Below are 21,680 nucleotides of genomic sequence, written 5' to 3'. Positions count from 1 at the left end.
CGATCAGTGGATCGGGCAGTGGACGTCGGCTGCCGATGCGGATGGCGCGCCACCGGGACGACCTCGTCCTCCCGCAGCGGACAGGCGATCTACGTGCCACGTCGAAGCGGTCGCGCCAGCCGTCGGTGGTGAGCAGCGCGCCGCGGCCCCACCGTCCGTTCCCCGGGATTCATATCCTTGTCCCGCCCGGTAGACGACAGGCGTAGGGAGCCGAGGGTGGTCCATCGGCTCGGTTGCGCGGTCTGTGCTGAGGAGTCGGGCCACGCGACCACGGAGCGTGAGCGCTCGCGGTCGACGGGGGTGACCCACCCGACCAGGCCCGCGAGCAGACCCCAGCACCCGTGTCCCGCCCGAAGTCGGCGCCGCTCACCGATCGGCGAACGTCCCGGTGAGTCCATGTGCGCCCTCATGATGGCCTGGACGGACGAGCCGGCGCCGCGAGATCACCGCCGGGTGCCCCGCACGGAGGGCCACGCGCGGACGGTTTGTCCTGGGAGCTTCCCGGGCGGCGGCGAGTGGAACCCGCAGACGCGTGGGGTCAAGACGGAAGAGCCCACCGGTCGGGCTCGTGCGGCGAACGTCCTCGTTAGCCCGATCGACGTACGACGTACTCTGTGTGGCGCAACTCGCGGTCGTTCGACAAGGCTTCGTCACTCTGCTTCGATGCCCGTGTATCCGGTGAATGACTGATCCGACACATACAGTCACAACAGAGGTGAGCGCATGGCGACGCGGGCGCGGGCTCGTGAGATCTTCGATCGATCGCGGGTGATGCTCGGCCGCTCGGCCGTGGCGGCCGCGCACCTGCTGGATCCCGACCGGCATCCTCCGCTGAGGGCCGTCGACGGGCCCCCGGCCCGTCCGGCCCCGCCGGTCATCGAGGCGGCCTCGGCCGCCCCTGCGCCGACACCGGCGGCGCCGGCGGTACCGGTCCAGGACGACTCGCTCGTCGACGTCTGCGCGAGCATCGCCCTGCGCGATCTCAACCTCATCGACACGCTGCTGTCCGACCTCGAGCTGATGGAGCGCCACGAGGACGACAGCAACCGGCTCGACCAGCTCTACCGGCTCGACCACCTGGCCGCGCGGCTGCGCCGCAACGCGGAGAACCTCCGCGTGCTCGCCAACCACGACGCGGACGAGGACGCCGGGGAGACGATCTCGATCCTCGACACCGTCCGCGCGGCGATGTCCTCCATCGACCAGTACGCCAAGGTCGGGATCGGCCGCATGGCGCCGCTGGGCGTCGTGGGGTTCGCCGCGAACGACCTGAGCCGGGTCGTCACCGAGCTCCTCGACAACGCCGCCAACCACTCGCCGCCGAACGCCGACGTCCGCGTGAGCTCCCACCTCACCGAGCAGGGCAGCGTCCTCATCCGGATCGAGGACGACGGTATCGGGCTCCCCCCGGAACGGCTGGCCGAGCTCAACGACCGGCTCTCCCGGGAGTCGCGGCTCGACGACGCCGCGGTGCGGCACATGGGCCTGGCCGTGGTCCGCAGGCTGGCCGAGCGCCACGGCCTGCAGATCGCGCTCGACCACCGGCTCCCGAACGGCACCACCGCCACGATCCTCGTCCCGTCGTCGCTGGTGATCGACGTGCCCGACACGACCTGGACGGGCGCGCAGACCGTGCCGGTGAGGGGGCGGCACCACCGGGGGCAGCCGGAGGTCAACGGCGTCGCCCCGGACTTCGTCGCGAGCGGCGTCGAGGCGCCTGCGGCCCTGCCGCACCGCGGCGCAGCGCCGTCCCAGCGCGCGGCTCTCGACCCGGCGCCGCGCCCGGCGCCCGCACCGTGGCCGTCGCCGCCGCCGTCGCCCGCGGTCGCCGGCACCACGGACACCGGCCTACCCCGGCGCGTTTCCCGCAGCATCAAGCCGGGCGCCGGGGTGGCCGCGCCCACCGAGTTCACATCGGACTCCGACGGCCAGGACGCCTTCCTGGCGGACCTCGACAGCTTCACCGACGGGGAGAAGGCGGCGAACGCCGAGGACGCTCCCGCCGAGGGCGGCGAGGTCACGGACGGGGACCTCACGCTCGGAGACCCCACGGACCCGTACGTCACGGACGGGGCCGCCTCCATAGGGGACGCCGAGGGTGGCGTCGCCGCTGACGAGGACGCGCGGTGATGGCGGAGTCCATGACCTCACCCCAGGACTTCGCCTGGCTCGTCGACGACTTCGTCGGCCGTGTGCACGGCGTCACGCACGCCCTCGTCATGTCCTCCGACGGGTTCCCCCTGACCGCGTCGAACTCCGTCACCACCGAGGACGCCGAGCAGCTCGCGGCCATCGCCTGCGGACTGCTGAGCCTCGCCCACAACGGGGCCGCGCTGTTCGGCAAGGGCATCTGCGAGCAGATCATGATCCGGATGTCCGACGGGTACTTCCTGTTCATGGGCATCGGCTCCGGCGCCGGGTTCGCGGTGCTGACCGGCCACGGGTGCGACATGAAGGTCGTCGGCTACGAGATGACCCAGTTCGTGCGCAACGCGGGCCACGTCCTGACCCCCGAAGTCCGTGCCGACCTGCGCCGCGTGCTCTCCGCGCGCCGGGCGCAGGCCTGACCGGGAGGTGAGCGCGATGTCGGTCGGATCGTCGCCCGAGAACAGCACCGGGCGCCCGAGGAGCCGCAGCAGGCGGATCCGGCCCTACACCCTCACGGGCGGCCGGACCCGGGCCCGGCACGAACTGCTGGTCGAGGCGCTGATCTCGGTCCCGCAGTACGACCCCGGCCTCCCCGAGACGTTGATGCCCGAGTCGCGGCAGCTCTACGAGCACGCCCGCTCGCGGGCGTCGATCGCCGAGCTGTCGGTGGCCATCGCCGCCCCGCTCGGCGTCGTCCGGGTGTTGATCAGCGACCTGGCGGCGCAGGGCGCGGTGTACATCCATCCCACCGCGCACAGCTACCACCACGATCGCGAGATGCTTGGAAGGATCCTCGATGGTCTCGAACGGCTCTCCGTCTGAGCGGCCGGCCGCCGTCCCGCCCCCCGGGCAGCTCGCGGTCTCCGCGAAGATCGTCGTCGCCGGGGGCTTCAGCGTCGGCAAGACGACGTTCGTGGGGTCGGTGTCGGAGATCCCGCCGCTGAACACCGAGGCGTGGATGACCGAGGCGAGCGTGGGCATCGACGGGCCCGTCGAGCCGGGCAAGTCCACCACGACCGTGGCGATGGACTTCGGTCGGATCACCCTGCACTCGGACCTGCTGCTCTACCTGTTCGGGACCCCGGGCCAACCGCGGTTCTGGTTCCTCTGGGACGACCTCACGCGCGGTGCCCTCGGTGCCATCGTGCTCGTCGACACCCGCAGGCTCGAGCGCTCCTTCGCCGCCATCAACTACTTCGAGAACGACTCGGAGCTGCCGTTCATCGTCGCGGTGAACACGTTCCACGGGGAGCTGCACCACAACCTCGACGACGTGCGCGAGGCCCTCGCGCTCTCCCCGGATGTCCCCTTGGTCACCGTCGACGCCCGCGAGCCGGCGTCCACGGTCGGCACCCTGCGCCAGCTCGTGCGGTACGTGCTGTCGCTGGGCGAGATCACACCCCCTGGAAGGGTCCGTACCTATGCCTAAGGTCCTCATCGTCGGTGCGGGCCAGTCCGGGCTGCAGCTCGGACTGACCCTGCGGGAACACGACTACGACGTCACGCTGATGTCGGCGCGCACACCGGACGAGATCCGCCGCGGCCGCGTCATGTCCACCCAGTGCATGTTCGCCGACGCGCTGGAGATCGAGCGCAAGCACAAGCTGAACCTGTGGGAGAACGACACCGTGCAGGTCGAGGGCCTCGGGGTCTCGATCGCCGGACCGGACTCGAGCCGGGTGATGGACTGGTGGGGCAAGCTCGACGCCTACGGCCAGTCGGTGGACCAGCGGGTGAAGATGGCGGGCTGGCTGGAGCTGCTCGAGGGGCGCGGCGGCAAGGTCATCACGCACGGCGTCACGACCGCCGACCTGGACCGGCTCACCTCCCTCTACGACCTCGTCGTCGTCGCGGCGGGCAAGGGCGAGCTGGTGCAGCTGTTCGACCGGGACCCCGAGCGCTCGGTCTTCACCCAGCCGCAGCGGGCCCTCGCGATCGCCTACGTGCACGGCCTGGAGCGGCGCCCCGAGCACCCGGAGTCCTCCGCGGTGCGGTTCAACATCGTCCCCGGGGTCGGCGAGCTCTTCGTCATCCCGGCATACACGTTGAGTGGCAACTGCGAGATCCTCTTCTTCGAGGGGGTGCCGGGCGGGCCCTTCGACGCCTTCGGCGACCGTCCCACCCCGCAGGAGCACCTGGACCGGACGCTCGGCCTCATGCAGAAGTACATCCCCTGGGAGTACGACCGGGCCCGCAACGTCACGCTGACCGACCAGAACGCCACCCTCGCCGGCGGGTACACGCCGATGGTGCGCAACCCGGTCGGGGAGCTGCCCTCGGGCGGCCGCGTGCTCGGGATGGCGGACGTCGTCGTGGCCAACGACCCGATCACCGGCCAGGGCGCGAACAACGCGTCCAAGTGCGCGGAGTTCTACCTGAACAGCATCCTCGAGCGGGGCGACAAGCCCTACGACGAGGAGTGGATGACGGCGACGTTCGAGCGCTACTGGGACTACGCCCAGCACGTCACGAACTGGACCAACGCGCTGCTCGGCCCGCCGCCGGAACACGTGCTGAAGATCCTCGGCACCGCCCAGGTCAACGACACGGTGGCCCGCCGCTTCGTCAACGGCTTCAGCGATCCGTCGGACTTCCAGCACTGGTTCATGGACCCGGCGAAGGCAGACGCCTACCTGGCCGGGGTGTCCTGACCGACGGTCCACCGGGGGGCGCCTGCTGCTCGCAGCAGGCGCCCCTTTGCGTCTGCAGATCGTCACCGGTCGACTCGCCCGTCTGCGGGGGAGACCTAAGGCCCTTACGCCCACGTGCGCGGGGCCCGACCCTGCCGCGAGGACGCACGGCTGCCGAGCGGGTGGAGAGCGTGATGGTCGAGCAGGTGAGCCCTGGTAGGACGACCGGTACCGCGGAGGGGCGCGGGGGCCGACGACTCAGCGGCGGGGTGATCGCGACCCTCGTCGGCGTCGGGCTCCTCCTCGTGTTCATGATCCAGAACACGGCACCGGTCACCCTGCACTTCCTCGTCTGGAGCTGGTCCTGGCCGCTGTGGCTGTTCACGCTGGTCACCGCGTTGCTCGGCGCGCTGGTGTGGTTCGGGCTGGGCGTCCTGCGCCGCCATCGGCGCAGAGTGGCCCGCCGGGCAGAACGCTGAGGCCTTCGGAGGGAGGTCAAAGGACATCCACGCCGGTGTGTCCGAATGACAGCCGGGAGCACCGGCGGAAGACGCGCCGTCGACCGCCGACACCGGGACGGCGCGAGAGGTCAGCGGGTGGCCCGGCGATGGGCCCGGAGCCGCTCGGCGCGCAGCACCTCGACCTCCGGCATCGCGAGTGGGGTGAGGGCCTCCCCGGTCGCCCACGTCAACAGGAGATCGGCGACCTGCGGGTTGCGGGCCAGCAGCGGGCCGTGCAGGTAGCTGCCGAGGATCCGGCCGGACACGGCGCCCTCCGTCGGAGCACCCGCCCCGTTGCCGACGCCCTGCACCACGGTGCCGAGCGGCCGCACCCCCTGGCCCAGGTGGGTGGCGCCGGCGTGGTTCTCGAAGCCGGTGAGGGCCAGCCCCTCGAGCTCGGGCAGCACGGTGCGCGTGACGATCTCACCGACGGCACGCCGGGCGCGCAGCGTGGTGCGGATGTCGAGCAGGCCGAGTCCCGGTTCGGGGGTACCGTCGGCTGTCGAGAACGACTCTCCGAGGATCTGCAGTCCCGCGCAGACGGCCAGGACCGGCGCACCACGGTCCGCAGCGCGGTGCAGCCCCGTGGACGCGCGCAGCCGCTGGGTCGCGATCAGCTGGGCCGCGTCCTCGCCGCCGCCGAGGACGTAGAGGTCGCATTCCGCCGGGACCGGTCCCACCTCGACGAGGACGGTCTCGACCCCGAACCCACGCCACCGCAGGCGCTGGGCCAGCACGCGGTCGTTGCCGCGGTCCCCGTACGTGCTCAGCAGGTCGGGGAGGAGCACCGCGATCCGGACGTCGGAGGGCCGTGGCATCAGCGCCCACCCCGGCAGAGCCGGTCCCGCACGCTGACGAACGCCGTGTAGTCGGCGACCAGATGACTGTCGCCGCCCGTCGTGAGGACGGCATCGAACGGGTCGGCGATCACCCGGTGCGGCACCTCGGCGTAGGCCAGGCGCACCGACAGGTCGGCGGCGCGGTCACCCGTGGCGACGACGTCGCGCCCACGCAGGCGTTCCAGCTCCACGTCCCACAACCAGGACGGGTCGCGGCCGTCGGCCTCGCGCGCGTTCACCGCCACCACGACCGGCCCGGTGGTCCTGTCGAGCAGGTCGAGGATCTCCGTCCAGCCGGCGGGGTTCTTGGCGAGGAGCAGGCGAGCCGAGCCATCGGGGTGCGGCACGGTGCGGTACCGGCCCGCGACGTCGTCCACCGACGCGATGCGGGCCGTCGCGACGGCGACGCCGAGCCCGTGCCGGACCGCCGCGGCCGTCGCGAAGGTCGCGTTGACACGATTCATGTCCCCCGGCAGCGCGAGGTCGAGCGGGACGGATGCGCCGTCGGGGCCCGTCAGTGTGTCCCCCGGGTCCGTCGTCCACGCCGCGACGGGCTGCGTGATCCCGCACCCTGGGCACGACCACGGATCGGACCGGCACTCGAGGGGGCCACCACAGTCGGGACAGGTCGAGGCGTCCCGGCGCCAGGCACGGTGCGGCCGGACCCAGATCACCTCGCGCGCCCCGGCGACCGCGGACACGACGAGAGGGTCGGCGGCGTTCGCGACCACCGTCGTGCCGGGACTCGCGGTGAGCGCTTCGCGGATGCGGCGGGCGGTCGTCGCGACCTCGCCGACGCGGTCGAGCTGGTCGCGGCTGAGGTTCAGCAGGACCACGGTCGCAGGTCGGATGCCGACGACGACCCGAGGGAGGTAGCCCTCGTCCACCTCGAGAACCGCCTGGCCGGAGTCGGGGGCGTCCATCAGCGCGGTGACCAGGCCGTCGGGCATGTTCGCGCCGGTCCGGTTGGTGGCGACGTCGCCCGCGCCGCCCATTGCGGCGGCGACCATGGCGGTGGTGGTGGTCTTACCGTTCGTCCCGGACACCAGGATCACGGTCCGGCCGGCCGCCAGCGTGGCCAGGAGCTGCGGGTCGACGGCCAGGGCGACCCGACCTCCGAGGACGGCACCGGCTCGACCCAGCCGCCGGCACCCGCCGACCACCGCGCGGCCGAGGGCGACGGCGAGACGTGATCTCGGCGTCGTCCGGGACGGCCTCGGCGACGCCGCAGATCGTCTGTCGGGCAGGACCCCGTACCTCGACATCGGCACGACGACCGTCGGGTTCCGCGGCAGCGGAACGGTCGGCACGTCCATCGCCGGCATCCGGCGCCGGTCTCCGTGCGGCACGTCGATCTCGACCATCCCCGCCCCCCATCGTTCGGCCGCCGCCGCACCGGGAGTCCCGGTCGACCGATCGTGCGGGACGCGTGCGGCGTCCGTGAGCAGGCGAAGGTCCGCTACCTCCGGACGAAGGTCCCCTGGACCCCACGGCGGGGGCACCACTGCGGCCGCCCGGAGTCACGTGGCTCCGGTGACCGGTCGTCGGTGCGGCTGCCGGCGCGAGCCGTCAGGGACGCTTGCGGGCGATGAGGCTCGCCTGTGGGATCTTCGTGGCGGCCGAGGCCGGAGCCGGGGCGCGGACGAGCTGGGCGATGACCTCGAACCCGGCCTCGTCGAGCAGGGCCGTCACCGTGGCGGGCTCGAGGCGGTGGAAGTCCAGCGAGACCTGATGGCCGAAGGCCTCGTCGAAGTGCAGGACGTCGTCGCCCACCTGGAAGCCCAGCAGGAGGAGGCCTCCGTCCACGAGCACGCGGTGGAATTCGGTGAACACCGCGGGCAGGCGCGCCGGAGGGACGTGGATGATCGAGTACCAGGCGACGAGGCCTGCCAGGCTCCCGTCGGAGGCGTCGAGTGCGCCCATCTCGCCGGCGTCGAAGGTGATCCCGGGGTGCTCGCGACGGGCGAGCTCGACCATCGCCGGGGAGAGGTCGACCCCGCGGATCTCCAGACCGAGGCCGTGCAGGTGCGCAGTCACGTGGCCGGGTCCGCTGCCGACCTCGACCAGCCGGCCGTCCGGGTGCCGTCCGGTGACGAGCTCGGCGAAGCCGGCGAGCATGGCGCGATCGAGCGGGCTGTCTGCCAGCTCGGCGCGGAACGTCGCGTCGTACGGGAGTGCGATGGCGTCGTAGCCGCTGCGGGTGTCGCGGAGATGGCTCGACTCGACCACGGGCGCAGCCTACGAAGCCGGACGCGCCGGCAGACACGGGCACGCCGCCGAGTGTGACCTCCGCCCCTCACGGAGAGTGTCGATGCAGGTCACCGGATCGTGGGATGGCAGCGTGTTCCTGCACACGCTCCGTGTAGTCGACTCCAGGATTCCGGTTTTCCTAGTGTCGCTCTCGTGCGACTGACCGCGGCCACCGATCTGGCGCTGCGCATTCTGATGCGAATCGCGGTGCTCGACCAGGGCGAGTGCCCGCCCACCCGCGAGATCGCCGCGGCCGTGGGGGCGCCCTACAGCCACGCGGCCAAGATCGTGACCCGCCTGCGGCACCTCGGGGTGCTCGAGGCTCGGCGTGGTCGCGGCGGAGGCCTGGCGCTGACCTCGGCGGGGCGGTACGGCTCGGTCGGCCGCCTCGTGCGCGCCCTCGAGGGCGAGGGCGACGTCGTCGGCTGCGACGACGACCCGCCCTGCCCGCTGCGCTCCGGCTGCCGGCTGCGCACGGCGCTGCGGGAGGCCCGAGAGGCCTTCTACGCCGCGCTCGACCCCTACTCGATCGACGACCTCGTCGACGCCCCGACCGGTCCGCTGCTGCTCGGCCTCGCCCCGCCGGCAGCTACGGGCTGAACACCCCCACCACGTGCGCGCGGAGCCACCGCGCGGAGAACACGAATTCCAGATTCTGATTTGGAGCCGCTCCCGATGCTGTCCGAGAAGTCCGCCACCACCGTCCGGGCGACCCTGCCCGCGGTCGCCGCCGCGGTCGACGAGATCACCACCGTCTTCTACCGCCGGCTGTTCGCCGCCCACCCCGAACTGCTGCGCGACCTGTTCAACCGGGGCAACCAGGCGAACGGCACCCAGGCGCGAGCGCTCGCCGGGTCCATCGCGGTGTTCGCCACCGCGCTGCTGGACCGACCCGATGAGCGGCCCGACGCGATGCTGGCCCGCATCGCGCACAAGCACGCGTCGCTCGGCATCACCCGGGACCAGTACGCGATCGTCCACACCCACCTGTTCGCCGCCATCGTCGAGGTGCTGGGCGAGGCGGTCACCGAGGAGGTCGCCGCGGCCTGGGACGAGGTGTACTGGCTGATGGCCAACGCCCTGGTCGCGATCGAGTCGCGGCTGTACGCGGAGGCCGGTGTCGAGGCGGGGGACACCTGGCGCGACCACCGCGTCGTCGGGCTGCTGCGCGAGACCGACGACGTCACCACCTTCATCCTCCGACCCACCGACGGCGAACCCGTCGCCGCGTCGCGGCCCGGGCAGTACGTCTCGGTGCAGGTCGCGCTGCCCGACGGTGCCCACCAGATCCGCCAGTACAGCGTGTCCACCCAGCGTCCGGACACCCTGCGCTTCAGCGTCAAGCGGGTCGCCGGCACGCCGGACGGGGAGGTCTCCGTCCACCTGCACGACCGGGTGCGGCTCGGTGACGTGCTGCGCGTCAGCCGTCCCTTCGGCGACGTCGTCCTCGACGAGGGCGATCGGCCCGTGCTCCTGGCCTCGGCCGGCATCGGCGCCACGCCGATGATCGACATGCTGGGCCACCTCGCGGCCGTCGACTCGCCGCGCCCGGTGCTCGCCGTCCACGCCGACCGCACCCCGCACAGCCACCCGCTCCGGGCCGACCTCGAGCAGCTCGTCGCGAAGCTGCCCGACGCGCAGGCGGCGGTCTGGTACGAGCGCCCCGAGCAGCCCTGGCCGACCGAGCGCACCGGGCTGGTCGACCTGGCCGGTCTCGACGTCCCCGCCGACACCGTGGCCTACCTGTGCGGACCGGTCGGGTTCATGCGCTCCGTGCGTGGCCAGCTGCTCGAGCGCGGCGTGCCCGCCGCGGACATCCACTACGAGGTCTTCGGCCCCGACCTCGGACTCGACCAGCGCTGACCGGGTCCCACCACCCACCCGGAAGCGGACGGCGACCACGTCGCCGTCCGCTTCGTCCTCCGTCGTCAGGAAGTCGTCAGGCGGGCCGGCGTTTGTGCCGCCCGCACGGTGTCACCCGCGACCCGACGACGTCGACCCTGAGGAGGACGACATGCGTGCAGGTCACCGAACGACGGATCCGCTCCGCGCGGGACAGGGCGGCGACCCGGCCACACCCGGGAACCCGTCGGACGGCATGGTGGGGAAGGAGGTCTGGGAGGACCGCAGCCGGATCGTGCTGACGCCGGTGGCCGCACCGTCCGTGCTCGGCCTGTTCGGCTTCGCCACCGCGACGTTGATGGTCGCCACGCTGCTCGCGGGCTGGTGGGGAACGCCGGCGACGGCGGCCCCGGTCATCGCGCCCTTCGCGCTGTTCTTCGGCGGGCTCGGGCAGTTGCTCGCGGGGATGTGGTCGTACCGCGCCCGCGACACGCTGGCCACCGCGATGCACGGCACCTGGGGAACGTTCTGGCTGGCCTGGGGGTCGCTCGTGCTGCTCGGGCAGACCGGTCTGGTTCCCGCGGGTGCGGTCGACTCCCGCGCGTTCGGGTTCTGGTTCATCGGCCTCTCGGTGGTCACACTGTTCGGCACGATCGCCGCGATGACGGAGAGCGTGGGCCTGTTCACCGTGCTGGGCCTGCTGACCGCGGGATCGGTCCTGCTCGCGATCGGGCTGATCGCGCCGCTCGCCTGGGCGGTCGTCGCGGGTGGCTGGGTGCTGGTCTTCTCCGCGGGCTCGGCCTTCTACGTGGCCGGTGCGATGCTGCTCGCCGCGACGAGCGGCCGGACGATCCTGCCGATGGGCAAGCTCGACGCGGCGTCGAACATCCCCGGCCGCAGGCCGAACGATCCGGTCGAGTACTCCGGCGGCATGCCCGGGGCGCGCGTGGGCCAGTGACCATCCGGCCGACGATCCGGCCGACGACCCGCCTGACCATCCGGTCCCGAGGGCGTCAGGTGATCGCAAGGCGGGAGGCCTCCTGACCGTCCCGCGCACCGGGTAGTCCCCCTCCGGGCCGGCCGCCGTGGCCGGCCCGGAGGTTCGACCGCGGGGAGGCAGGGGTGGAACGACGCACGGCGCCGGGACCGCACGTGCTGCGTGAGTATGCGCTGATCGCCGACGGGGAGAGGGGCGCGCTGATCGGCCCGCGCGGGGACATCGCCTGGCTCTGCGCGCCGCGCTGGGACTCGCCCGCCGTCCTGTCCACGCTGCTCGGGGGGCGGGGCTGCTACGCCGTGGCCCCCCAGCAGCGGAGCGTGTGGGGCGGCTACTACGAGGACGGGTCGCTGATCTGGCGGTCGCGCTGGATCACCGACGAGAAGACCGTCGTGGAGTGCCGCGAGGCGCTCGCCTTCCCCGGTGATCCGCACCGCGCCGTGATCCTGCGCCGGGTCCGGGCGGTGCGCGGCGAGGCACGGGTCGACGTGCTGCTCCGGCCGGCCGCGAACTTCGACGACGCCGCGTTCTCCCGGGTCCACCGCTCCGACGACGGGGTGTGGACCGGGCGGAGCGGACCCTTGCGGCTGCGCTGGAGCGGCGCGCCGGAGGCGCGACCGGAGGACGGCGAGCTGTCGACCGAGCTGAGACTGGCGCCGGGGGAGCACCACGACCTGGTGCTGGAGCTCTCCGACGTCGCGTTCGACGGCCCGCCGCCGGAGCCCGACCGCGCCTGGGCCGAGACCGAGGCCGGGTGGCGGGAGGCCATCCCCGACCTGGGACCGACCATCGCCGACCGGGACGCCCGCCACGCCTACGCGGTCATGCGCGGCCTCACCACCGGTGGCGGCGGGATGGTCGCGGCCGGCACGACGAGCCTGCCCGAGCGGGCGGACCAGGGGCGCGACTACGACTACCGCTTCGTCTGGATCCGCGACCAGTGCTTCGCCGGTCAGGCCGTGGCCGCCGCGGGCCCGCATCCCCTGCTCGACGACGCCGCGGGGTTCGTCGCGGGCCGGATCCTGGCCGACGGGCCGGACCTGATGCCCGCCTACACGGCCACCGGCGAGCCGGTACCACCGCAGCGCACCCACGACCTGCCCGGCTATCCGGGCGGTTCGGACGTGATCGGCAACCACGTGCGCAAGCAGTTCCAGCTCGACGCCTTCGGGGAGGCGCTGCTCCTCTTCGCCGCCGCCGCGCGGCACGACCGGCTCGACACGGACGGCTTCCAGGCGGCCACCGTCGCGGTCGCGGCGATCGAGAAGCGCTGGCAGGACGTCGACGCCGGGTTGTGGGAGCTCGACCCGGAACGCTGGACGCACTCGCGGCTGATCTGCGCCGCCGGCCTGCGTCAGGTTGCCTCCGCCGCCGCGCCCGCGTCCGACGCCGCCGCGTGGAACGCCCTCGCGGACCGCATCGTGGCGGCGACGGCGGACGACTCCCTGCACCCCTCGGGCCGCTGGCAGCGCACGCCCGACGATCCCCGGGTCGATGCCGCACTCCTGCTCCCGGCGCTCCGGGGCGCCCTGCCCGCGGACGACCCGCGCTCGACCGCCACGCTCGACGCGGTCCGCGCCGACCTGGGCCGCGACGGCTACGTCTACCGGTTCCGGCACGACGGGCGCCCGCTCGGCGAGGCCGAGGGCGCCTTCCTCCTGTGCGGGTTCCTCACCGCCATGGCCTCCCACCAGCAGGGCGACCGGGTCGGCGCCGCCCGCTGGTTCGAGCGCAACCGGGCCGCGTGCGGACCGCCCGGCCTGTTCTCCGAGGAGTACGACGTGGTGCAGCGCCAGCTGCGGGGCAACCTGCCGCAGGCGTTCGTGCACGCGGCGATGCTGGAGGCGGCGGTCCGGCTCGCCGACTGACGGCGACACACTGACGGCGACACACAGCGGCCGTCCCCGGAGACCGGGGACGGCCGTGGTGGGTGCCGGCGTCAGCGACGGGCGGAGTCGCGCTGCGCGCCGACTTTCCGGTCACGTGAGGTGGCGGACCGGGGTGCGGTGCGGCTACCGCCGTCGACGTAGGCCGAGGCCGGCGAGCCCCGCGAGGCCCGAGACGGCCGCGCCCGCGAGCAGTGCGCCGCGGTGCATGGAGGCCCACAGGACCGGGTCGCGGGAGTGCGCCTCGTCGTCGAAGGGGCCGTGCGCGCCGCGGTCGGCGTCGTCGTCGCGGGGGGCGAAGACGTTCGAGCCGTGGCGCGGCAGGTCGGCGTCCGTCTGCTGACCCGAGACGCCGGTCCGTGCGAGGTACGCGCGGACCACGGTGGGCGCCACCCGCTCGCCCAGGATCGTGTAGGCCGTGGAGATCCCCACCCAGATGCTGCGGCGGGGATGCTCGGCCACGAACCGGATGGCGCGGGCGGCCAGCTCGGGCTGGTAGACCGGCGCGACCGGGCGCGGGTGCCCCGGCATCTTGTTCAGGTTCCAGGTGAACTGCGGGGTGTTGAGCCCGGGCAGCTGCACCATGCGGATCCGGACGCGGCTCTTCTCGTGGGCGAGCTCCGTGGCGACGGACTCGGTGAAGCCCTTCACCGCGTGCTTGGCCCCGCAGTAGGCGGACTGCAGCGGGATCGAGCGGTAGGCCATCGCCGAGCCGACGTTGACGATCACGCCGTGGTCGCGCGGGCGCATCCGGGCCAGGGCCGCGCGGGTGCCGTTGACCTGGCCGTAGTAGGTGACCTCGGTCATCCGCCGGTACTCCTCGTCGGTGGTGTCCCAGAAGAAGGCCAGCGACCCGGCGAACGCGGTGTTGACCCAGACGTCGATCGGTCCGAGCTCGTCCTCCACCTGCTGGGCGGCGCGTTCGACGGCCTCGGGGTCCGCGACGTCGGTCGGGACGGCGAGCGCCTTCCGCGCGCCGGCGGCCCGGACGTCCTCCTCGGCGGCCTTCAGTCCGGCGGCGCCCCGGGCCAGGATCGCGACGTCGTAGCCCGCGTCGGCGAACTCGCGCACCGCGGCGCGCCCCACGCCCGCGGTGCCCCCGGTGATGACGACGGTGCCCGTGCTCATGCGACTCCTCTCGTGAGGTGGTGGAATCCGGCGGACGCGGCGGTGGAGACGGCCGTGACCGCCACCGCCGCCAGGCCGAGGGGCACGGCGACCCGGGCGACGCGCAGGTCTCGACCCGGCCCCGGTCGGGGCGGGGTGTGCTCCTCCGGTCGGCCGTCGCGGTGGGCGGAGGCGCCGTCCCGCAGCGCCGTCGCCATGACCTGGCCGAGGTGCAGGGCGCGACGCCCGGTGCCGGCGTCGGCGATCTGGGTCTGGCAGGAGAACCCGTTGGCGACCACGAGGGCCTCCGGGTCGGCGTCCCGCACGGCGGGCAGGAGGGCCTGCTCGCCGCAGTCCATCGAGATGTCGTACTTGCCCGTCTCGAAGCCCCAGGACCCGGCCAGCCCGCAGCAGCCGCCACTGAGCGACTCGACCTCCAGGCCCATGCGCTCGAGGACCTGCTGCTCCGTGCCGATCCCGCCGGTCGCGCGGTGGTGGCAGTGGCCCCACAGCAGCGCCTTGCCCTTCAGACGCGGCGGCTCGACGTCGAAGGCGGTGAAGAACTCGCCGAAGTGGTAGGCGTTGCCGGCCAGCCGCCGCGCGTCGTTGTCGTGCGGGAGCATCTTCACCAGCTCGTCCTTGAACACCGCGAGGCAGCTGGGCTCCATCCCGACGACGGGGGTGCCGGCCCGGATGTCGTCGCGGAGCACGTCGAGGACCCGCCGCAGGTAGCGCTCGGCCACGTCCAGGAACCCGTAGTCGTACAGCGGGCGTCCGCAGCAGACGTGCACCTCCGGCATCACCACCTGCCACCCGGCGGCCTCGATCGCCTCCACACACGCGACCCCCACGTCCGTGTGCAGGTGGTTGGTGAACGTGTCCGGGAACAGCACCACGCGGCGCCCGTCCGGGTTGCGGGTGCCACCGCGCTCGGTGAACCAGCGCTGCAGGGTCTGCGGCGCGAAGGTGGGCAGTGGCCGGTGCCGGTCGATCCCGGCGACGACCTTGGCCAGCAGGGCGAGCCCGGGGGTCTGTGTGACGGCGTTGACCACCTCGGGCATCCGCGACGCGAGCCGGGCGGCCTGGTCGATGAAGCCGAAGGTGTAGGCGTGGCGGTTCCGCCAGCGCCGCCACGACTTGTAGTGGTGGTAGCGGAACTCCGCCTTGTAGGTCGGCATGTCCACGTCGACCGGGCAGTCGCTGGTGCAGCCCTTGCAGGCCAGGCAGAGCTCGAGGCCGTCGGCGACCTCCTTCGACTGCCACCCGTCGGTGATGACCTCGCCGCGCAGCATCTCGAACAGCAGCCGGGACCGCCCGCGCGTGGTGTGCTTCTCCTCGCGGGTCACCTGGTAGCTGGGGCACATGGTCTGGGCCGACTCGGGGTCGCGGCACTTGCCGACCCCGACGCAGCGCAGCGCGGCGTGCGCGAAGTCGCCCTCGTCCTGCGCGTAGGAGAACCGGACCTCCGGCCGCCACGGGTTGTAGTCGGTGCCGAGCTTGAGGTTCTCGTCCATCCGGTAGGCGTCGACGACCTTGCCCGGGTTCATCTTCGCGTCCGGGTCCCAGATCGCCTTGAACTCCCGCATGGCCTGCATCAGCCGCGGCCCGTACTGCTTCTCCAGCAGCTCGGCGCGTTGCTGGCCGTCGCCGTGCTCGCCGGAGAGGGTGCCGCCGTAGCGGGTGACGAGGTCGCCCGCCGCCTCCATGAACGCGCGGTAGTCGCGGATCCCCTCGGCGGTGCGCAGGTCGAAGCTGATCCGGGAGTGGATGCAGCCCTCACCCAGGTGGCCGTACATCGCCCCGTGCAGCCCGTGCTCGTCGTAGAGCGCGTCGAGGTCGCGGATGTAGTCGCCGACCTTGTCCGGCGGGACCGCCGAGTCCTCCCAGCCGGGCCAGTGGTCCCCGTCGGCGGGGAACGCGGTCGAGCCGAGGCCACCCTCGCGGATCGCCCAGAGGGTCTCGCTGTTCCCGCCTTCCTGCACGCTCTTCGCGACCCGGATGCGGTCCTCGGCGTAGCCCTTGTCCCCGCGCAGCCAGTCGACGAACGCCTGGCAGCGGACCACGGACTCCTCCGTGGTGTCGGCGCCGAACTGGACCATCAGCCAGGCGCCGCCCTCCTCGCGCCGGGGCAGCTCGTGCAGACCCGTGAGGTGGATCTTCTTCAGCTGCTCGTCCTCGATGAGCCGCTCGTCGAGGGCCTCGAGCCCGATCGGCTTCCACTCCATGATCTCGGGGACGTGGGTCGCGGCCTCGGCCAGCTCCGGGTACTGGATCAGCGCGGTGGTCCGCTGGAACAGCGCCGGGGTGAGCATGAGGACCGCCCGCAGGGCGATCGCGCACGTGCTCTCGGTCCCGACGAGGGCGCGGGCGACGCTGAACCCCTTCTCCGGCAACAGCTCGTCGAGGTTGTAGCCCGACACCCGGCGGGGCAGCACGTCCACCGACGGGTAGCCGGCGCGGATGTCGTCGGCGTAGCGGTCGCGCAGGTCCCGCAGCTTCGCGTAGATCTCGCCCTTGCGCCCGCCGGCGGCGATGATCTCGTCGAGCCGGTCCTCCTCGTCCACGCCGACCCAGAAGCGCTCGCCGCCGTAGGTGACGATCTCCAGGGCGTGGGTGTTGTCCGACGTCCGCGGGCCGGGCCCGTAGTGGCGGGCCTGCACCGAGTGGACGCCGCACGAGTTGTTGCCGATGTTGCCGCCGATGGTGCACCGCGAGTGCGACGACGGGTCGGGCCCGAACACGAGCCCGTCCCGGCCGGTGACCTTGTTGAGCTGCTCGTTGATCACCCCGGTCTCCGTGGTGACCAGGCGGTTCTCCGCGTCGACCTCCTCGATCCGGGTGAGGTACTTCGAGAAGTCGATCACGACGGCGTTGTTGACCGTCTCGCCGGAGAGGCTGGTGCCCCCGCCCCGGGAGACCACGGGTGCGCGGTAGCGGTGGCAGGCGCGCATCGTGGCCACGACGTCGTCGAGCGTCCTCGGCACGACCACGCCGACCGGGACCTGCCGGAAGTTCGACGCATCGTTGGCGTACATCGCCAGCGATGCCGTGTCGAAGCGGACCTCTCCGGTCAGGTGTCGGCGCAGGTCCTGTTCGAGCCCCTTCGTGTTGATCGTCTCGGTGGCGACCATGCCCGCGGCGAACCGCTGGTCGGGCCGGGCCGGGACCGTGGTGGTCACTCGTGCCTCCCAGGCATCGCGTCCTTGACCGACTCCGTGAACTCGTGCAGCTTCTGCTTCGCCCCCTTGGTGATCACCCCGGCCTCCTCGGGGTCGCCCTTGAGCATCGCGGTGGCCGACTTCTTGCCGAGCTCCTTCTTGATGTGCGGCGGGATCGGCGGGATCTCCGGGTCGGTGACGGCCTCGAGCACGACCGGCCGGTCGGCCGCGAGGGCGCGGTCCCAGGCGGCGCCCATGTCCGCCGGGTCGTCGACCTTGATGCCCTCGAACCCGAGGAGCTTCGCGAACTCGGCGTAGGGGACGTCGGGGATCCACTGCGTGCCCATGAACTTCGGATCACCGGACTCGGCGCGCTGCTCCCACGTCACCTGGTTGAGGTCCTGGTTGTTGAAGACGCAGAAGATCAGGGTCGGGTTCTCCGCGGTCAGCTTGTCCAGGTAGCGCTTGACCGTGACGAGCTCGGCCATGCCGTTCATCTGGAACGCGCCGTCGCCGACCATCGCGATCACCGGGCGGTCCGGGTAGGCGAACTTGGCGCTGATGGCGTAGGGAGTGCCGGCGCCCATCGTGGCCAGGGTGCCGGCCAGCGACGCCTTCATGCCCTTGCCGAGGCGCAGGTACTGGGCCCACCAGTTGGTGGCGGAGCCGGAGTCGGTGGTGATGATCGCGTTCTCCGGCAGCCGCGGGGAGAGCTCGTAGGCCACCAGCTGCGGGTTGAGGGGGTCGGCGGACTCGTGGGCGCGGTCGTCGAGGACCCGCCACCACTGCTCGACCTCCTTCTCGATCTTCTCCCGCCAGGAGCGGTCCTCCTTGCGCTTCAACAGCGGCAGCAGGGCCTGCAGGGTGTCCTTCGAGTCCCCGATCAGGTTCGCCTGCACCGGGTACCGCACACCGATCATGCGGCCGTCGATGTCGATCTCGACGGCCTTGCACTGGCCCTCCTCGGGCAGCCACTCGGCGTACGGGAAGCTGGTGCCGATCATGAACAGGGTGTCGGCGTCCTTCATGAGCTCGTAGCTGGCCGTCGAGCCGAGCAGGCCGATCGGGCCGGTGACGTAGGGCAGGTCGTCGGGCAGCACCTCGCGCCCGAGCAGGGTCTTGGCCACGCCGGCGCCGAGCAGCTCGGCCGCGGCCACCACCTCGTCCTGCGCCTTCGCCGCGCCCTGCCCGACGAGCATCGCGACCTTGGAACCCTCGTTGAGGATCTCCGCGGCCTTCTCCAGCTCGGCCTGCGGCGGGATCACCCTCGGCTTGGTCCAGCCGACGCTCGTGTAGACCGCGCCGTGGACGCGCGGCGGCGACGGCTGCGCCTCCTCCTCCTGGACGTCGACCGGGATGATGATCGTCGCGACGGTCCGGTTGGACAGCGCCACCTTGCAGGCGCGGTCGATGAGCTGGCGGGCCTGCGCGGGGTGCATGCACGTCTGGACGAACTCCGACACGTCGGTGAACAGCACCGTCGGGTCGATCTCCTGCTGGAACGCCGCACCCAGGGAGAAGGTCTTCTGCTGCCCGACGATCGCCACGACCGGCTGGTGGTCGAGCTTGGCGTCGTAGAGCCCGTTGAGCAGGTGGATGGCGCCGCCGCCGGAAGTGGCGATGGTGCAACCCAGCTCGCCGGTGAACTTGGCGTGGGCGCCGGCCATGAACGCGCCCATCTCCTCGTGCCGCGGCTGGATCAGCTCCGGATCTCCGTCGGCACGGTCCAGGGCACCCAGGAACCCGTTGATCCCGTCACCCGGGTAGCCGTAGATCCGGTGGACGCCCCACTCGGTCAGGCGTTGCAGGACATAGTCGGCGACCTTGGGCATTACCGTCCTCATCTCGTCGCGTCGTGTGCGGTCTCGTCGGTCCCGGGGATCGCTGCCGCCGGGGCCCGTGTTCCACGGCTACCCGGCACGCGCGGGCCCAGCCCCGGATCGAAGCCTTCGATTGCCTGACGAACCGGGTCCTGGGCCGCCGGCGGCGGATCGGGGGCCGGTGGCCGGGGTAGGCCGGGAGGGTGACCGACGCGGAAAACCCGGCGTCCGCCGTCGTCGAGCAGCTCGAGGCGGCCGCCTACACCATCCCCACCGACAGCCCCGAGTCCGACGGCACGTTGAGCTGGGACTCCACCACCCTGGTACTCGTGCGCGCCCATGCCGGCGGACGCACCGGGATCGGCTACACCTACGCCGGACCGGCCGCAGCCCAGGTCGTCACCGGCAAGCTCGCCGCGGTCGTCCACGGCCGCGACGCCGCCACCCCGGCCGCGTCCTGGGCCGCGATGCAGCACGCGGTACGCAACCTCGGCCGGCCCGGGCTGGTCGCCGAGGCGATCTCCGCGGTCGACGTCGCGTTGTGGGACCTGCACGCCCGGCTGCAGGACCTGCCGCTCCCGACCGTGCTCGGCGCGGTGCACGAGGCGACGCCGATCTACGGCAGCGGCGGGTTCACCTCCTACGACGACCGCCGGCTCGCCGAGCAGCTCTGCGGATGGGTGGAGGCCGGCATCCCGCGGGTGAAGATGAAGGTCGGGCGCCACCCGGACCAGGACCCCGAGCGGGTGCGGGCGGCGCGCAAGGCGATCGGCGACGCGGTCGAGCTCTTCGTCGACGCCAACGGGGCCTGGACCCGCAAGCAGGCCCTCGAGTGGGCCCACCGGTTCGCCGACCACGACGTGCGTTGGCTCGAGGAGCCGGTCAGCTCCGACGACCTCGAGGGGTTGCGCCTGCTGCGCGACCGCGGACCGGGCGGGATGGACGTCGCGGCGGGGGAGTACGGCTACGACCTCCCCTACTTCCACCACATGCTCACGGCCGGGGCCGTCGACTGCCTGCAGGCCGACGTCACGCGCTGCGGCGGGCTCAGCGCCCTGCTGCGGGTCGCCGCCCTCTGCGACGCCCGGAGCATGGATCTCTCGCTGCACTGCGCGCCGCAGGTCTCGGCGCACGCGGGCACGGCCGTCTGGCACCTGCGCCACCTCGAGTACTTCCACGACCACGAGCGGATCGAGCGGATCGCCTTCGACGGTGTCCTCGAACCCGCCGACGGCGGGGTGCTGCGCCCGGACCGCTCGCGAGCCGGGCTGGGGCTCGAGGTGAAGGACCGTGACCTCGACGAGTACCGCGTGGCATGAGGGTCACGTGAGGGATGGGAGGCCAGGGACCGGGAACCCGACCCGGGCCCGCCCTCCGGCCCGGAGGGCCGACGGGAACGCACGCCGCCGGAGGGGACCCAGATGAGCACCGAGTCACGCATCCGCTGGATGCCGCGTCCGCACAGCGACTACCCGCGGACGCTGGTCCTGGCCGGCGGGTGGGCCTGGCGGCTGCTGGTGGTCGGCGTGGCGGTCTACGCGGTCGTGCGGATCCTGTCGATGCTCTGGCTGGTCGTCGTGCCGATCGTCCTCGCGGTGCTGCTGGCGTCCCTGCTGAAGCCGCTCACCACCCTGCTGCGGCGCGCGCGCCTGCCCGGCCCGCTCGCGGCCCTCGTCACGCTCGTGATCACGGTCGCGGTGCTGGGGAGCATCGGGTTCCTGGTGGAGCAGCGGGTCACGGCCCAGATGCCGACCCTCGTCGACGACCTCGTCCGGACCATGCAGGGGCTGCGCTCGATCCTCGACCGCTTCGGGCAGGGGCGGCTGCCGCTCGACCAACTCCAGAACGACGCCGTCACCTGGCTGCAGGCGCACCGCGACCAGCTCGTGGGCGTGCTGCAGACCGGGGCGGGCTGGGTGGCGGACCTCGCCACGATGGCGGTGCTGACGCTGTTCGTCTGCTTCTTCTTCCTCTACGACGGCGAGCGGATCTGGCGGGCGCTGCTGTCGCCGTTCCACGGGATGTTCCGGCAGCGGTTGGACGGCGCGGGCCGGACGGCCTGGGCGGTCGTCACCGCCTACGTGCACGGTACGGCGGTCATCGCGGTCATCCACGCGATCGTGATCGGCGGCGTGGTCTGGCTGCTCGGGGTGCCGCTGCCCGTGGCGCTGGGCGTCCTGGTCTTCCTGGGCAGCTTCATCCCGATCGTCGGCGCGCTGGTCGCCGGTGGGATCGCCGTGCTGGTCGCCCTGGGCACGAAGGGCCTGCTGGCGGCCCTGATCCTGCTCACCGTGCTGATCGTCGAGGACCAGCTCGAGGCGCACCTGCTGCAGCCGCTGATCGTGGGTCGCTACGTGCGGCTGCACCCCCTGCTCATCGGCCTCGCGCTCGCCCTCGGCTCGATCCTCGGCGGGATCATCGGGGCCCTGGTCTCCGTGCCGACGGCCGCCGTGCTCCGGCACACGCTGCCCCGGCTCATGGGACGGACCTGACGGGCCGGGCA

General features: G+C 72.6%; 18 protein-coding genes. 12 read left to right on the top strand and 6 right to left on the bottom strand.

Features of this window, described 5'->3' with window-relative positions; genetic code table 11:
- The first annotated feature begins 723 nt into the window (after positions 1-723).
- The 6 genes from LWC33_RS25080 (at position 724) to LWC33_RS36245 (ending at position 5,257) form a co-directional block, all read left to right on the top strand.
- Positions 724-2,130, top strand: coding sequence for a sensor histidine kinase (locus LWC33_RS25080; RefSeq protein WP_233307077.1), 1,407 nt, complete (start codon positions 724-726; stop codon positions 2,128-2,130).
- An 11-nt stretch (positions 2,131-2,141) separates the two neighbouring features.
- Positions 2,142-2,567: a roadblock/LC7 domain-containing protein gene (locus tag LWC33_RS25075; protein WP_233307075.1), complete on the top strand. Its 426-nt coding sequence runs from the start codon at positions 2,142-2,144 to the stop codon at positions 2,565-2,567.
- 16 nt (positions 2,568-2,583) lie between these two features.
- Positions 2,584-2,970, top strand: a complete 387-nt coding sequence (locus tag LWC33_RS25070; RefSeq protein WP_233307073.1) for a DUF742 domain-containing protein — start codon at positions 2,584-2,586, stop codon at positions 2,968-2,970.
- A complete protein-coding gene (locus LWC33_RS25065) occupies positions 2,945-3,577 on the top strand; it encodes a GTP-binding protein (protein WP_233307071.1) in 633 nt (210 codons plus the stop codon). Before LWC33_RS25070 ends, LWC33_RS25065 begins: the two co-directional genes overlap by 26 nt.
- Complete coding sequence (locus LWC33_RS25060) at positions 3,570-4,799, top strand: styrene monooxygenase/indole monooxygenase family protein (protein ID WP_233307069.1); 1,230 nt, start codon at positions 3,570-3,572, stop codon at positions 4,797-4,799. The genes LWC33_RS25065 and LWC33_RS25060 overlap by 8 nt, the downstream gene beginning before the upstream one ends.
- A 185-nt stretch (positions 4,800-4,984) precedes the next feature.
- Complete coding sequence (locus LWC33_RS36245) at positions 4,985-5,257, top strand: lipopolysaccharide assembly protein LapA domain-containing protein (protein ID WP_233307067.1); 273 nt, start codon at positions 4,985-4,987, stop codon at positions 5,255-5,257.
- A 110-nt stretch (positions 5,258-5,367) separates the two neighbouring features.
- Here the strand turns inward: LWC33_RS36245 and LWC33_RS25050 are convergent, their stop codons facing one another.
- From LWC33_RS25050 to LWC33_RS25040, 3 genes are all read right to left on the bottom strand, one after another.
- Positions 5,368-6,096 carry a type 1 glutamine amidotransferase gene (locus LWC33_RS25050; RefSeq protein WP_233307066.1) on the bottom strand — a complete coding sequence of 243 codons (729 nt, stop codon included), beginning with the start codon at positions 6,094-6,096 and terminating at the stop codon, positions 5,368-5,370.
- Complete coding sequence (locus LWC33_RS25045) at positions 6,096-7,481, bottom strand: MurT ligase domain-containing protein (RefSeq protein ID WP_233307064.1); 1,386 nt, start codon at positions 7,479-7,481, stop codon at positions 6,096-6,098. The genes LWC33_RS25050 and LWC33_RS25045 overlap by 1 nt, the downstream gene beginning before the upstream one ends.
- 205 nt (positions 7,482-7,686) lie before the next feature.
- The gene (locus LWC33_RS25040) at positions 7,687-8,346 is read right to left on the bottom strand and encodes a class I SAM-dependent DNA methyltransferase (protein ID WP_233307062.1); all 660 of its coding nucleotides are present in this window, start codon (positions 8,344-8,346) and stop codon (positions 7,687-7,689) included.
- 174 nt (positions 8,347-8,520) lie between these two features.
- Between LWC33_RS25040 and LWC33_RS25035 the strand changes: the two genes are divergently transcribed.
- The 4 genes from LWC33_RS25035 (at position 8,521) to LWC33_RS25020 (ending at position 13,074) form a co-directional block, all read left to right on the top strand.
- A complete protein-coding gene (locus tag LWC33_RS25035) occupies positions 8,521-8,967 on the top strand; it encodes an RrF2 family transcriptional regulator (RefSeq protein WP_233307061.1) in 447 nt (148 codons plus the stop codon).
- Positions 8,968-9,042: 75 nt separating this feature from the next.
- Complete coding sequence (locus tag LWC33_RS25030) at positions 9,043-10,230, top strand: globin domain-containing protein (protein WP_233307059.1); 1,188 nt, start codon at positions 9,043-9,045, stop codon at positions 10,228-10,230.
- A 151-nt stretch (positions 10,231-10,381) separates the two neighbouring features.
- Positions 10,382-11,167, top strand: coding sequence for an acetate uptake transporter (locus LWC33_RS25025; protein WP_233307057.1), 786 nt, complete (start codon positions 10,382-10,384; stop codon positions 11,165-11,167).
- A 164-nt stretch (positions 11,168-11,331) separates the two neighbouring features.
- Complete coding sequence (locus tag LWC33_RS25020) at positions 11,332-13,074, top strand: glycoside hydrolase family 15 protein (RefSeq protein WP_233307056.1); 1,743 nt, start codon at positions 11,332-11,334, stop codon at positions 13,072-13,074.
- Between the two features lie 144 nt (positions 13,075-13,218).
- On the opposite strand, the gene LWC33_RS25015 is transcribed toward LWC33_RS25020, so the two are convergent.
- From LWC33_RS25015 to LWC33_RS25005, 3 genes are read right to left on the bottom strand one after another with little or no spacing between them, the layout of a single operon-like run.
- Positions 13,219-14,220 carry an SDR family oxidoreductase gene (locus tag LWC33_RS25015; protein WP_233307054.1) on the bottom strand — a complete coding sequence of 334 codons (1,002 nt, stop codon included), beginning with the start codon at positions 14,218-14,220 and terminating at the stop codon, positions 13,219-13,221.
- Entirely contained in the window at positions 14,217-17,378 is a 3,162-nt protein-coding gene (locus tag LWC33_RS25010; protein ID WP_233307052.1) for an FAD-binding and (Fe-S)-binding domain-containing protein, read from the bottom strand. Before LWC33_RS25010 ends, LWC33_RS25015 begins: the two co-directional genes overlap by 4 nt.
- On the bottom strand, positions 17,375-19,189 hold the full coding sequence (locus LWC33_RS25005; protein WP_233307051.1) for a thiamine pyrophosphate-requiring protein: 1,815 nt from the start codon (positions 19,187-19,189) through the stop codon (positions 17,375-17,377). Before LWC33_RS25005 ends, LWC33_RS25010 begins: the two co-directional genes overlap by 4 nt.
- Positions 19,190-19,380: 191 nt before the next feature.
- Between LWC33_RS25005 and LWC33_RS25000 the strand changes: the two genes are divergently transcribed.
- Positions 19,381-20,496 (top strand): enolase C-terminal domain-like protein, encoded by a 1,116-nt coding sequence (locus LWC33_RS25000; protein ID WP_233307049.1) that lies wholly within the window; start codon positions 19,381-19,383, stop codon positions 20,494-20,496.
- A 102-nt stretch (positions 20,497-20,598) separates the two neighbouring features.
- Positions 20,599-21,669 (top strand): AI-2E family transporter, encoded by a 1,071-nt coding sequence (locus tag LWC33_RS24995; RefSeq protein ID WP_233307048.1) that lies wholly within the window; start codon positions 20,599-20,601, stop codon positions 21,667-21,669.
- The last annotated feature ends 11 nt before the right edge of the window (positions 21,670-21,680 follow it).

It is taken from the genome of Pseudonocardia terrae, assembly GCF_021343995.1.
GTDB lineage: Bacteria > Actinomycetota > Actinomycetes > Mycobacteriales > Pseudonocardiaceae > Pseudonocardia > Pseudonocardia terrae.
The sequence above is the reverse complement of the archived record's forward strand: the minus strand, read 5'-3'. Positions and strand labels throughout refer to the sequence as shown.